The organism is Roseivivax sediminis (assembly GCF_900112685.1).
Lineage (GTDB): Bacteria > Pseudomonadota > Alphaproteobacteria > Rhodobacterales > Rhodobacteraceae > Roseivivax > Roseivivax sediminis.
This window is the reverse complement of the sequence record NZ_FOMS01000014.1, coordinates 25,435-37,956: the sequence shown is the minus strand read 5'-3', so window position 1 is coordinate 37,956 and position 12,522 is coordinate 25,435. Positions and strand designations below refer to the sequence as shown.

Genomic DNA, 12,522 nt, shown 5'->3' with positions numbered 1-12,522 from the left:
GGCATGAGCGCCGTCACCCGGCCGGTTCCGCTGGCGGTGCTTCTGACCACGGCGCTTTGCTGTGCGTTGCTGATCCTGCCCGGGGTCACGGTGTCGTCGATGTACTTCAACGACCTGCTGATCTTTCTCGACGGCGGCTACCGGGTGGTCCACGGACAGGTTCCGAACATCGATTTCAGCACGGCGCTCGGGCCGCTCTCGTTCTACATTCCCGGCGCCGGATACTGGCTGTCGGGCTCGCTCGGCCTCGCCATGCCGGTCGGCATGTCGCTTCTCATTCTGGTCATCGCGCCGATCGCCATCCACGTGATCGGGTCGCGGATGCGGCCCCTGATCGGCGTGCCGGTTGCGATCTTCGTCATGCTGCTCCTCGCGACGCCCATGAACACCGGGGAGGCGTTCAGCCGCGTGTCCTTCGCGATGTACTACAACCGGATCGGCTGGGCGTTGCTGGCATTGCTGCTGATCCTCTTTCTCCGGCCGGAGCGCCCGACCCGTCGCCAGACGGCACTGGACGCGGCCGCGGCGACTATGCTCGCGCTTCTAGCCGGCTATACCAAGGCGACCTACGGCGTGGTGGCGGCCGGGTTTCTGCTGATGCTCCTGCTGCAGCCGGGGGGGCGACGCTTTGCGATGCTGGCGATCCTTGGCGGGCTCGTTGGCGTCGGCCTTGCCGAGCTGGCCTGGGGCGGCACCCGAATCCATATCGGGGACCTGATCGTCGCGACGCAGACGAGCGGCGGCCGATCGGCCATGTCCTACGTGCGCTCGGCGCTCGAGACCTCCGGCGAGTATGTCCTCTTCCTCGCGTTCGCGGCGGTCGCTTTGTGGATCCGCCCGAGTGTCACGGACGCTCTGTTCTACGGCTTCTGCATCGCGGCGGGACTGATGCTTCTCAGCCAGAACTTCCAGACCGAAGGGATCGTCAGCCTCCTCGTCGGCGCCGCCGTCGCGGCCGAGACCCTCGCGCGGAGCGCGCGGCCCCGGATGGGCTTGTTCGCGGACGCGGTCACGCGCGGCGCGCCGCTCGCCGCGATCCTCTTGCTTCTGCCCATCGGGGTGTCCTCGGCCGGGGCACTCGGCCTGCACGCCGCCGCGGCGGCGACCCGCTCCGGCATTGCGCTTGAGACACCGAACGGCCAAGGCCTGCGCGTGATGAACACCACCAATGCAGGGCAATTCGCCTTCTACGCGCGCTACGTCGAGTCCCTCGACGCCGGCGCGCGGCTTCTCCGGACGCTCGAGGTCGCGCCGAGCCGGGTGCTGGTTTTCGACTTCGTCAGCCCCTTTTCGTCGCTCCTCGGGATCGCACCGCCCGACGGCGGCCCGGCGTGGATGCATAACGGGCGCAACTTCGACGCGGAGAACCATTTTCCCGCCGAAGAGGTCATGGGCGGCGTCAACGTCGTGATGGTCCCCAAGCGCCCGGTCGCCGGGGGGACCACCAAACTGATGCTTGAAATCTACGGCGCGCATCTCGAGGAGAATTTCCGGCTCGAGACAGACACCGAGCTGTGGAAGGTCTACCTACGCCGCCGTGCGCTACCCCGCGAACCAAAGATGAGCCAAACCGAAATACGACCGGCGCAGTAAGGCACGGACGGCGAGTCCGACAGAGCTTCATTCGACCGTTCTTTGCGACAGAGTAAAGGCTGCCGGCCCGTCGCTCGATCACGTTCGACCGCGGCGCCGAGCGCTCGGCATGGGAGCATCTGCAGGCCAGGCTCGGATTGCAGACTTGGTTTTGCGATCCTTAACCATCTTGGTAGAAAGACACCGTGGAGAACAGCAGCAACCGGGCTATGCGCCTTCCTGCCGCGCGAGACGCATCCGACGCCACTCACAAATCGATTACTGAAGTCGGTTTATTCGCGTCTCAAGGCAACGCCCCACAAGAGCCTCGGCGGCAAAATGCCTGCCGAGACATTCCGAAACCAGATGATTGCGATTGATGCGTTCACGAGGTTGATCTGAAAATACGGAAATGGGATTTTGCTATGTGTTCGCAATTTCCATTCTCCAAAGGCTGGACTGCGATAGCGCAGTCCAGCCTGGAAGATGAGCGAAACGGAAAACTAATCTCTACGAGAACTGATGACGACAAACCGCGTCAGATGTCCGGTTCTGCCATCGCTTCATCGATACGATCCGAGAGGTTTGGGTCCTCGCGCACCGCTCTGACGACGGCATCATATTCTTCAATGGTGATGTTCGGCGTGGCCTCGACTGCTTCCGCCATCTCCTGGGTGGCTTGTTGATTGATCTTCTGCTGCTCTGCTTCAGTTTGAGCTTGCTGAAACTGAGGCAGATATGTGGAGCGGATTTCATCGACCCGTGTGCGCGCGGCCGCAAACGCATCGATTGTCTCCTGGTCGAAGGTGGTTGCTTGAACCGGGATCAGCGGCGGATTACCGGAGCCAGCTTCGTTGGCCGCCACTGCAACCGGTGTCATCGCGCCCGCCACGATCAAGCCGTATGCGGTAAGAGTTACTTTTGCTTTCCGTGCGAAAAACATGCGAATTCTCCTATTCTCGTATCATGGATCGCGTGGTGCAATCTCCACCCGACCTACTGAACCGACAGGCATGCGGAGACCAAAGTTCCGGCTCTGAAAAATTTTTCAGTCCATGGCTTTTCTTGGGAACTTTTTACTCTGCGGCCCTGTCACGTAAGCTGTGACCGACAGTCCAAGGGGCGAGATGCAGGAAACCAAATGGCTCATCGCGCGTGAAATCCCGCGTTTACGCCGCTATGCGCTGGCACTGACCCGGGACCCGGTCCTGGCGGACGACTTGGTTCAGGACACGCTTGAGCGGGCGATCCGCAAGCGCCATCTGTGGCGCCGCAAAGGCAGCTTGCGTGGGTGGCTCTACAAGATACTTTACCGCGTTTTTCTGAACCAACGTACACAACGCTGGCGACGGGCACACGAAGTAGACCTGAATGATGCCCCGGAACTTGCCGACACAGGGACACCCGAGACCCAGCTGGCTCAGCGGGACATCGTGAATGCGATGCAGGATCTCCCCGTCGAGCAGCGTGCTGCCATCGCCCTCACCGCGATCGAAGGGTTGAGCTACGACGAGGCTGCCGCGGTCCTTTCTATCCCCATAGGTACTCTGCGCTCACGACTTTCACGCGGCCGGGAGCGCCTGCGCGAGACCTTTGATACCAGCGAACCCCATCTTCGGCAGGTCAAATGACATGACAAACCATGACAACATTGAGGAATTGGACCTCCTGGCGCTTGCCGACGGGTTTCTGGACCATGACCCGGCCAGGAAGGCCGAGGTGGAGGCACTCGTAGAAAGTGACAATCAAGCATCGCTTCGTTTGAAAGACTATCGCGCGCAAACGGCTGCCCTTCGTGCCGCCCATTCCGGCATCATCGCTGAAGCCGTTCCCGAGCGCTTCTCCAGGCTAATCGAGGAAAATGACGAGCGGTCTCGTCCGTGGTTCCGTAGAGCCGTGGCGAGCGTGCTGATTTCCACGGCAGCTTTGGGCGGATGGTGGGCAGGTAGCCAACGAGAAGTGGATTCTTCAGGCCAGGCCCTGTTGGATGAAAGCTACCGACAGTTTACCGCACACCCCCCGGAACATGCGAACTCTCCGCTCACGCCGACCTCTTCCGGCGCACAACATGCGATTGGATGGTTGCAGGAAGATGTCGCCATCCGGCTATCCGCACCCGACTTGTCATCCGAGGGCTTCCAGTTGATCGATAAACGTGCGGTTCACGACAAAGACGCCCGCATCGTCGCACTGGACTACGTGGCTCAAGACGGCCGCTCATTCACACTGTTTCTTGCTCCCCGCTGGGAGGACCGGCCCGGAACAATTGTCGAAGACGAACGTTACGGAGTAGCGCTTTCATACTGGCATGACGGTCCCCTAGCATCCTCCATCGCGACTCGTCTTCCGAAGGCTGAGGCTCGTCATCTCGCAGAGACAGTGAGAAGCGAGATGCGAAATGAAACATCTCCGCCTGCGACGTTGGAACCTGATTTCAAATCCCTAGGAACACAAACTAAGGGCATCATGGCCGACACACTCGATGGAACATCAGGCCAAAATTATGGAAAAAATCCTGGCCTCTCGAAAGGGTCAGGCATAATGCAAAACTAACTTCACAAATATAAGAGGGTAGTATCGCCTGATCTTGGCATAGCGCCCTAGAGAAGACTGCATAAAACATACGGAATAAATCAGGATATCCTGAAGGTGCGCAAAAAATCAATCTCCGACACATCCAGGAGATACATCAGATTAATTCGATCATCAATATTTACCAGGATCACTGCAAACATGCGATGCGATCCGTTCTGGCCAGCGCTAATTATACTTACCGGTCTGGCTTTGATATTTATATCATAAAGTTTATGTTCGAACCCTCAGCCAAATCAACCAATATCGACTCAAACGAACGCAATCACCTACAGTTCAAATTTCGCATAACTTAAAAAGATTCATTACTTTCGGGATATTGACCTGAGACCCGTTTCTTCCGGCGCCTTGGGCCACGTGCCGTGCCCGCGTCATCTTCGCCCAAGGCCCAACCGTCTCGACTCCAGAAGGCACGGCTCGATCGCGAGTATTCATTGACAGATTAAGGACTTGGCGTGATTTGTCGTAGCGCCCTCACGGCTTCGTCGCTGAACTGCCGAAATTGAGTGCCGCCCGTCTTCAAGGAACTGTCATCTGCGGGGTCTACGCGTCGCCCCGTGTGGCGCCGCCCGGTGCCGCCGATTTGGAACGAAGACAGGGATGGACTCCATGACCAGAACTCTCACGGCCTCCACCTTCGCGCTGGCCGCCGCCACGGCTATGCCCGCCTTTGCGCAGGATCTGCCGCAGACCGGCAACGAGTGGTTCATCGCCGCACAAGACACCGTCGCAGCCGCGCTTGAGCGTCAGCAGAACACCGACCGCGCCCTTAACATAATTCTGATGGTCTCGGACGGCAACGGCGTCGGCTCGAACTATGCAACGCGCCTCTTCGCGGGTCAGCAGGCCGGCAATTTCGGCGACGAGCACGTGCTGCCGTTCGAGACCTTCCCGAACCTCGCGCTGGTGAAGACCTACAACGTCAACTCGCAGACGCCGGATTCGGCCGGTACCGGCACCGCGATGATGTCGGGCGTGAAGACCAACATCGGCGTCGTCGGCGTGACCTCGGAGGTCGTCCGCGGCGACTGCTCAACCCTCGAGGGCAACACCGTCGCCTCGTTCAACGAGATTGCGGACGGGATGGGCAAGGCCACCGGCATCGTCTCGACCGCGCGCATCACGCACGCCACCCCGGCCTCGGCCTACGCCAAGTCGGTCGACCGCAACTTCGAGGACGCGGTCCCCGAAGGCTGCGAAAGCCAGAGCGACATCGCCCAGCAGCTGTTGGCGGCGATGGAAGCCGGCGTGATCGATGTCGCCATGGGCGGCGGCATGCGTCACTTCCTGCCCGAGAGCGAAGAAGGCGGCCGCCGCGCAGACGGCCAGAACCTCGTCGAGGTCGCGCAGAACGAGCTCGGCGCGCAGTTCGCCTCCGACATGGTCACCTTCGGCGAGATCGACCCCGAGGCAGACGCCCCGATCCTCGGTCTCTTCGAGATGAGCCATATGATGTACGAGGCCGACCGCAACGACGAGCCCTCGCTGGCCGAGATGACCGAGGCCGCGATCACCGCGCTTCAGGCCAAGGGCGGCGAGAACGGCTTCTTCCTGCAGGTCGAGGCCGGCCGCGTCGACCACGCCAACCATGCCGGCAACGCCGCGCGCATGGTGCGTGACGGCATGGCGTTCGCCGAGGCCGTGGCGCTCGCCGACGAGATGACCGACGACGCGGATACGTTGATCGTCGTCACCGCCGACCACGAGCACTCGCTGGCGTTCAACGGCTATTGCGGCCGCGGCTCGGACATCCTCGGGCTCTGCATGACGGCCTCGGACGACCAGGTCGAGCATTCAGGCGAGCCCGAGCTTGGCGCCGACGAGAAGCCCTACACCGTGATCGGTTACCTCAACGGCCCCGGTTCGATCCTCGTACCGAACGATGAGGGCGAGTTCACCGGCACCCGCGCCGACGTGACCAACGAAGAGGCGACCGACATCGACTACCTCCAACAAGCGCTGATCCCCAAGAGTTCCGAGAGCCACTCGGGCGAGGACGTCGCGGTCTACGCCAAGGGCCCGTTCGCGCATCTCTATGACGGCACAATCGAGCAGAACGTGATCTTCCACGTGATGCACCATGCGATGACCGCCGAGTGATCGTACGCGGCAATCCGCATTGTTCCGGGGGGCGCCACCGCGCGGCCCCTGTCATCTTCACCCAAACTTCATGCCGCGGGGCTCCCTGGCAGGCCGGCGCGGGATTACAGTCGCACCAGCCAATGATCTGACAGGAGGGCGACATGCACCGCAGATGCTTTCTCGGCCGCACGACCGCCGGCCTCGCCCTGATCCCGCTTACCCGCACGCTCGCCGCAGCGCAGGAGCAGCCGATCATGCCGCGCGAGCTCTACGACCGCGACGGCAGCTTTTCGGACATCGCGCGATCCATGGCCGGACAACGTGTCCGGCTCGAGGGCTACATGGCCCCTCCTCTCAAGGCTGAGGCGCAGTTCTTCGTGCTCACCCAGCGCCCGATGGCGGTCTGCCCGTTCTGCGAGACATCGGCCGACTGGCCCGACGACATTCTCGCCGTCTACACCAAGCGAACCGTCGATCCGGTCTATTACACGGTCGAGCTCGTGGCCGAAGGGATTCTCGTGCTGGACGAATACCGCGACCCCGAGACCGGGTTCCTGAGCCAGGCCCGGCTCGAAGACGCGACCTATTCGTAAGGTGTCATGACCCTCGATCTCACCCTGAAAGCGCTCGCCGTGACGAGCGACCGTGGACGCCGGCTCCTTGACGTGGACCGCCTCGAGGTGCCTGCGGGCAGCCTGATCGGCGTGCGCGGCCCCTCGGGTGCCGGCAAATCGACGCTGCTCTACGCGCTCGCGGGGCTTCTCGAGGGCTTAACCGGTTCCGTCCACTGGGGCGACACCGACCTCGCCGCGCTCACGCCGGGCGCCCGCGCGGTGTTCCGCGCGCGCCGCATCGGTCTGATCTTCCAGGATTTCCTGCTTTTCGACGAGCTCGGCGCCCTCGGAAACGCGTCCCTCGCCGCTCAGTTCCGCCCGCGCAAGGACCGCACGGACATCGTCGCGCGTGCCGCAAGCCACCTGTCGCGCCTCGGCGTGCCCGTGGATCGCCGTACGGTTGCGACCTTCTCGGGCGGGGAGCGCCAGCGCGTTGCCATAGCCCGGGCGCTGGCGAACGACGCTGGCATCCTGCTCGCGGATGAGCCGACAGCGAGCCTGCACCGCGAGGCCGCCGACCAGCTGATCGAGGATCTGGTGGCGCTCGCCCGCGAGGGCGGCAAGACCATGGTCGCAGTCAGCCACGACGGTGCGCTGCTGGCGCGGATGGACCGCGTGCTGACCGTCGAGGACGGCCGCCTCGTCTCCGATGCGCGGGCAGAGGCGGCATGAGAGACATTTGGCTCTCGCTTCCCTCCGGCGCACAGGACGCTCTGATCCTCGCGCTCTTTCTCGTCCCGGCCCTTGCGATCGGCGTGGCGCTCCTGCGCGGGGTGGCCCCGTTTCCGCTCGTCTCGGCGATCCTCTGGCGTTTCCGCTGGGCCAACACGATGTTCGTTGCGCTCATCGCGATCTCGGTCGGCATGGGTATCGGCCTCGTCGCGCAGGAGCGCGGCCTGCGCGCCGGCACCGCGCAGGCGGCCGACAAGTTCGACCTCGTCGTCACCGCGCCGGGCAGCGAGCTGACCATGCTCTTCGCCACCGTCTTCCTGCAGCCGCAGGACGTCCCCCTTCTCGGCGGCGCCGCCTTCGAGCGCGTGGCCTCGCACGAGAACGTCGAGATCGCCGCCCCTCTTGCCTTCGGCGACAGCTACCGCTCGGCCCCCGTCGTCGGCACGATCGAGAGCTTCGCGCGCCACCTCAGCGACAACCGGATCGAGGGTCGGATGTGGCGATCGAGCGGCGAGGCCATCGCCGGCGCGCTCTCGGAACTCGAGATTGGCGCGGTTTTTACACCTGCCCACGGCCACGGCAGCGCCCTCGAAGAGGGCGCCCATGCCGGCACCGAGATCGAGGTCGTCGGCCGCATGGCCCCGACCGGCACGCCGTGGGACCGCTCGATCCTCGTGCCGGTCGAGACCGTGTGGGAAACCCACGGCCTTGCCAACGGCCACGCACCCTCGGACGCCGGCCGTATCGGTCCGCCCTTTGACCCGGACCACTTTCCCGGCACACCCGCCATCGTGGTGCGCGCGGACGAGCTCTGGGCCAACTACGCGCTGCGCTCGGAATTCACCCGCGACGGCGAAACGATGGCCTTCTTCCCCGGCACCGTCTTGTCGAACCTCTACATCGTCATGGGCGACGTGCGCCAGGCGATGTCGATCATGGCTCTCGTCACGCAAGGCCTCGTCGCGGCGAGCGTCCTTCTCGGGCTCTTCATCCTCTCGCGGCTCTTTCGCCGGCAGATCGCGCTACTGCGCGCGCTCGGCGCGTCCTCGCGCTTCGTGCTCGCAGTGATGTGGTCCTATGGCACTGCACTTCTGGCGACGGGCGCGACGCTCGGCCTCGGCGTCGGTTATGCGGCCACAGCGATCCTCTCGCGCATCGTGACCGAGCGCACCGACATCGTCGTCAGCGCCTCGCTCGGCTGGAGCGAGTTCCACCTCGTCGCCGGCTTTCTCAGCGTCACCACGATCCTGTCGCTGCTGCCGGTCCTTGCCCAACGTCGCCAGTCCGTCGTCGGCGGCCTGCGCGCCTGACATCTGAAAAGAGATGCGCCATGTCTCGCGCCGCACTTCTCGCCCTCCTGCTCGCCGCTACGCCGGCCCTCGCCGATGACGGTCACGGCCACGCCGAGACCGGCGAGGATCATGTCCACGACGACCACGCGCACGAAGAAGATCACGATGACCACGCCGAGGGCGGATCGGTCTCGCACGTGACCGAGGCGCACGGTCTGCGCGCCGTCCATGCCTGGACCCGTGCGACGACCGGCGACGCCGCGCTCGTGTTTCTGGCGGTCGAGAATCCGTCCGAGGACCGCGTCGTGCTCACCGGCGCCTCGAGCGACCTCGCCGACGACGCCGAGATCGTCGGCTTCAGCCTCGGCGATGGCACAGGGAGCTACGCGCCGCTTGCCGAGATGCCTCTCCCGCCCGGCGGTTCCCTGCGCTTTGCCCCGCAGGAGCTTGCGATCCGCCTAACAGGCCTGCGTGCCGAACTGGGTGAAGGCGGGTATATTGAGGTGACCCTCGCCACCGACCGCGGCCCGATCCCGATGGACGTGGAGGTCGGCGCCGCCGATGCGACCGGCCACAGCCACGCCGGCCACGCGCATTAACCCGAACGGCCTTTGGCATCGGCAAAAACAGTGCTGCGGCCGTGGCCAGCCGGCGGAGACTCTTCAGCTGCATCGGGGCAGCATCTGAAGTCCGCTTTGCCCCGCGTCGCCGATGTCCATGATGCAACCGGCGCTGTACGACGATCCGAACGGCCGTATCGGGACGCCGCACCGCGGCATCGCATGGAACTCAGAATTGGGCCGGTGGTTACATAGTGGGCGAACCAGCTTCCAGTCGACGTTCCGGGCAAGGTGATGTGAGCCAGCGCTGACGGCGGTGGTCGCGGTTTCCGCCAAGTGGACCGCTGCGCTCGCTGCGGCTGGCGAGTACCCGAGAGTGAGCAGGAGCGACGTGGAGGTGAGCCCGTAGGCCATACCGAGCGCGCCGTCGAACATCTGCGCAGCGAACCCGACCGCTGCAATTTGCCAGAAATCCTCTATCATGGCTTAATAAGCGGCTTTGAGGGCATCGGCTCTACGAGCCGATGCCGACGGCACCAGTCCCCAAGGAAAAGAAGGATAGGCGCCGCGATGAAGATTGACGACAAGGCCGCAACCACGATGCCGAAGGCCATCGGAATGGCGAAGCTCTGGACGGCGGCGCCGCCCCAGATTGCCATCGGCAGCATCGCCAGCAGAGCTGTGCCGGAGGTGTAGAGCGACCGCGCGAGTGTCTGGTTGATCGATAGTTCGATCAGCTCGCGCAATGACATTTCCGGGTACCGACCCGCATTCTCGCGCATCCGATCGTAAACCACGACCTTGTCGTTGACCGAATAGCCAATCAGCGTCAACAGTGCCGCGATGGCAGTCAGCCCGAAATCGAGCCCCGTGAGCGCGAGAAACCCCACGGTCTTGGTGATGTCGAGCACCAGCGTCACGATGGCGCCCACGGCATAGGGCCAGTCGAAGCGCGCCCAGATGTAGCCGAGCATGGCTAGGCTCGCCGCGGCGACAGCGATGAGGCCCGCGATAGCCAGTTCCGCGCTGACGCGGGGGCCGACGATCTCGACCCGGTCGATATCGGTACCCGGAGACACCTCCGCCACAACACCTCGCACGGCTTCGGCCGCGGCCGTCTGTGCAGCTTCGCCACCGGGCTGCTCCTCGACGCGGATCAGGACCGAGCGCCCGCCCTCACTTTCCTGGAGCGAGACTTCGCCAAGGCTCAGCACTTCCATGCCGGTGCGCATCGCGCCGAGATCGGCCGGGGTGTCGCTGCTCGCCTCGATCAGCACGCCGCCGCGGAAATCCACTCCGTAGTTCAGGCCCGGCGAAACGAAGAGACCGATAGAGGCCAAGGACAGTAGCAGCGACACAGCAAGACCGACGAACCGTGCTCGCATGAAGCGATAGGAGGGTACGCGCGCGGGGGCCAGAAAACTGAACAGCGGCTTGATCTTGAACGTCTTTGGCCCGCGCTTGCGCAGGTGAATATCCATTGCGGCCCGCACCACGGCGACGGCGGTGAAGAGCGAAATCGCGATGCCGAGACCCATTGTAAGGGCGAAACCCCGCACCGGGCCCGATCCCAGCCAGAAGAGCAGCGCGGTCGCAATGAGCGTCGTCAGGTTGGAATCGAGGATCGCGCGGTAGGCCCTGTCAAAGCCCGACTGCACCGCCGAAGCCGCTCGCTTTCCGGCCCGTGTCTCCTCGCGGATGCGTTCGTTTATGAGCACGTTGGCATCGACAGCCAGCCCCATGCCAAGGATCAGGCCGGCGATGCCAGGAAGCGTCAGGGTCGCGCCCAGCAGAACGAGTGCGGATATGGTAAGAGCGACATTTATCAAGAGCGCCCCGGTCGCCACCGCGCCCCAGGTGCCGTAGAGCGCGATCATCATCGCCGCTATCAGCGCGAACCCCGCAAGCCCGGTCCATAGCCCCATCGCAATGGCATCGGCGCCAAGGTCGGCACCGACGGTGCGTTCCTCGATGATCTCGAGGGGCACAGGGAGGGCTCCCGCGCGCAGCAGAGCCGCCAGCGTCGATGTCTCATCCACAGTGAAAGCGCCGCTGATGACGCCTGATCCCCCAAGGATCGGCGCCTGGATCACAGGCGCGGAAATGACCTGTCCGTCGAGAACGATGGCGAACCTCTGCCCGAGGAACTCCTGGGTGAGCTCGCCAAAAAGGCGCGCCCCTTCGGTATCGAAGCGAAACTGGACGACGGGAGCGCCGGTTTCCGGATCGAACGCGGCGCTGGCGTCGACCAACCGCTCGCCATCTAGCGCAGGGCGGCCGGAAACCCATATCTCCGTGCCCCCAACCTCCGGAAGGCGCATCGCGCCTTCGGTGTCCGCAGGGAGAACCTCATGAAAAGTGAGTTCCGCCGTGGCCCCAAGGAGGGACCGCAAGCCCTGGGGATCGGAGACGCCCGGCATCTGAACAAGGATCCGATCCCGACCCAGCGACTGGATCGACGGTTCGGCCACGCCGGCCTCGTCGATCCGGTTCCGGATGACCTCGATGCTGCGCGCGACGGCATCTGCCTGAGCGAGTGCAACCGCTGCAGGTCGTAGAGTGGCAGTGACCACATCTTCGTCCCCGGCCAATGTGAAGGCCGGCTGAGCGCTCTGCATGGGGCCGCCGCCCACGTCGGGGATGACCCCGCTGGCAATGCTCATCGCTACATCCCGGGTCATTCCTTCCGGGATCGCGATGAGCAGTCGGTCCCCGTCCTTTGTTGCTCCGGCGATCAGATCGGGCTCTGCTTCGGTCAATGCCACGACAAAATTGGAGACCAGTCCCGCACGGATTGCGGCTTCGTCGGCACGCAGCGTCAGGGAGGCGCCGCCCCGGAGATCGAGGCCGAGCGCTACCGGCGCAGTCGGCCAGGATTGAGCGAGGTGTCGCGGCAGGAAAGTCGGTAGAGCTATCGCAATGCCGGTCAGGATGACCAGCGCGTAGAGGGCGAAACGCCAAATGGGCAGCTTCAAGACCGAGGTCTCCAACCCGGAAGCGCCGGGTGCGCTTCGCCGATCATCGAAGCGAAGCGGGGTCGTTGGGCGTGGCCCACCGGACCTGCTCTGCAACTGGCCGATAGGAGATCAGATGCCGGAGAGGCGCCCACAAGTGTCAGCGTGAAAAAAAGATTCGCGT

General features: G+C 63.9%; 11 protein-coding genes. 8 read left to right on the top strand and 3 right to left on the bottom strand.

The window, feature by feature from the left end; all coding sequences use genetic code 11:
• Positions 1 to 3 precede the first annotated feature (3 nt).
• The gene (locus F3H57_RS18560; protein ID WP_149757828.1) at positions 4 to 1,593 is read left to right on the top strand and encodes a hypothetical protein; all 1,590 of its coding nucleotides are present in this window, start codon (positions 4 to 6) and stop codon (positions 1,591 to 1,593) included.
• Positions 1,594 to 2,110: 517 nt separating this feature from the next.
• Here the strand turns inward: F3H57_RS18560 and F3H57_RS18555 are convergent.
• Positions 2,111 to 2,515, bottom strand: a complete 405-nt coding sequence (locus F3H57_RS18555) for a DUF4168 domain-containing protein (protein ID WP_149757826.1) — start codon at positions 2,513 to 2,515, stop codon at positions 2,111 to 2,113.
• Positions 2,516 to 2,699: 184 nt separating this feature from the next.
• On the opposite strand from F3H57_RS18555, the gene F3H57_RS18550 reads away from it, so the two are divergent.
• The 7 genes from F3H57_RS18550 to F3H57_RS18520 all read left to right on the top strand — a co-directional run bounded on the left by F3H57_RS18550 (position 2,700) and on the right by F3H57_RS18520 (position 9,423).
• The gene (locus F3H57_RS18550) at positions 2,700 to 3,203 is read left to right on the top strand and encodes a sigma-70 family RNA polymerase sigma factor (RefSeq protein WP_149757824.1); all 504 of its coding nucleotides are present in this window, start codon (positions 2,700 to 2,702) and stop codon (positions 3,201 to 3,203) included.
• Between the two features lies 1 nt (position 3,204).
• Entirely contained in the window at positions 3,205 to 4,125 is a 921-nt protein-coding gene (locus F3H57_RS18545) for an anti-sigma factor family protein (protein ID WP_149757822.1), read from the top strand.
• A 648-nt stretch (positions 4,126 to 4,773) separates the two neighbouring features.
• On the top strand, positions 4,774 to 6,264 hold the full coding sequence (locus F3H57_RS18540) for an alkaline phosphatase (RefSeq protein ID WP_149757820.1): 1,491 nt from the start codon (positions 4,774 to 4,776) through the stop codon (positions 6,262 to 6,264).
• Between the two features lie 143 nt (positions 6,265 to 6,407).
• Positions 6,408 to 6,839: a P-loop NTPase family protein gene (locus F3H57_RS18535; RefSeq protein ID WP_149757818.1), complete on the top strand. Its 432-nt coding sequence runs from the start codon at positions 6,408 to 6,410 to the stop codon at positions 6,837 to 6,839.
• Positions 6,840 to 6,845: 6 nt separating this feature from the next.
• Complete coding sequence (locus F3H57_RS18530; protein WP_149757816.1) at positions 6,846 to 7,532, top strand: ABC transporter ATP-binding protein; 687 nt, start codon at positions 6,846 to 6,848, stop codon at positions 7,530 to 7,532.
• A complete protein-coding gene (locus F3H57_RS18525) occupies positions 7,529 to 8,842 on the top strand; it encodes an FtsX-like permease family protein (RefSeq protein WP_149757814.1) in 1,314 nt (437 codons plus the stop codon). The genes F3H57_RS18530 and F3H57_RS18525 overlap by 4 nt, the downstream gene beginning before the upstream one ends.
• Before the next feature lie 20 nt (positions 8,843 to 8,862).
• Complete coding sequence (locus F3H57_RS18520; RefSeq protein ID WP_149757812.1) at positions 8,863 to 9,423, top strand: copper chaperone PCu(A)C; 561 nt, start codon at positions 8,863 to 8,865, stop codon at positions 9,421 to 9,423.
• Positions 9,424 to 9,486: 63 nt separating this feature from the next.
• Here the strand turns inward: F3H57_RS18520 and F3H57_RS22995 are convergent, their stop codons facing one another.
• Together F3H57_RS22995 and secD are read right to left on the bottom strand one after the other, a co-directional pair.
• Positions 9,487 to 9,867 (bottom strand): TSUP family transporter, encoded by a 381-nt coding sequence (locus tag F3H57_RS22995; protein ID WP_149757810.1) that lies wholly within the window; start codon positions 9,865 to 9,867, stop codon positions 9,487 to 9,489.
• Positions 9,864 to 12,359 carry a protein translocase subunit SecD gene (gene secD / locus F3H57_RS18510; RefSeq protein ID WP_149757809.1) on the bottom strand — a complete coding sequence of 832 codons (2,496 nt, stop codon included), beginning with the start codon at positions 12,357 to 12,359 and terminating at the stop codon, positions 9,864 to 9,866. Before secD ends, F3H57_RS22995 begins: the two co-directional genes overlap by 4 nt.
• Between the last annotated feature and the right edge of the window lie 163 nt (positions 12,360 to 12,522).

What these genes read in the sequence shown, in the direction of transcription:
- F3H57_RS18560 (WP_149757828.1), top strand. Translation starts at nt 4, where the DNA reads ATGAGCGCCGTCACCCGGCCGGTTCCGCTGGCGGTGCTTCTGACCACG.
- F3H57_RS18555 (WP_149757826.1), bottom strand. Translation starts at nt 2,515, where the DNA reads ATGTTTTTCGCACGGAAAGCAAAAGTAACTCTTACCGCATACGGCTTG.
- F3H57_RS18550 (WP_149757824.1), top strand. Translation starts at nt 2,700, where the DNA reads ATGCAGGAAACCAAATGGCTCATCGCGCGTGAAATCCCGCGTTTACGC.
- F3H57_RS18545 (WP_149757822.1), top strand. Translation starts at nt 3,205, where the DNA reads ATGACAAACCATGACAACATTGAGGAATTGGACCTCCTGGCGCTTGCC.
- F3H57_RS18540 (WP_149757820.1), top strand. Translation starts at nt 4,774, where the DNA reads ATGACCAGAACTCTCACGGCCTCCACCTTCGCGCTGGCCGCCGCCACG.
- F3H57_RS18535 (WP_149757818.1), top strand. Translation starts at nt 6,408, where the DNA reads ATGCACCGCAGATGCTTTCTCGGCCGCACGACCGCCGGCCTCGCCCTG.
- F3H57_RS18530 (WP_149757816.1), top strand. Translation starts at nt 6,846, where the DNA reads ATGACCCTCGATCTCACCCTGAAAGCGCTCGCCGTGACGAGCGACCGT.
- F3H57_RS18525 (WP_149757814.1), top strand. Translation starts at nt 7,529, where the DNA reads ATGAGAGACATTTGGCTCTCGCTTCCCTCCGGCGCACAGGACGCTCTG.
- F3H57_RS18520 (WP_149757812.1), top strand. Translation starts at nt 8,863, where the DNA reads ATGTCTCGCGCCGCACTTCTCGCCCTCCTGCTCGCCGCTACGCCGGCC.
- F3H57_RS22995 (WP_149757810.1), bottom strand. Translation starts at nt 9,867, where the DNA reads ATGATAGAGGATTTCTGGCAAATTGCAGCGGTCGGGTTCGCTGCGCAG.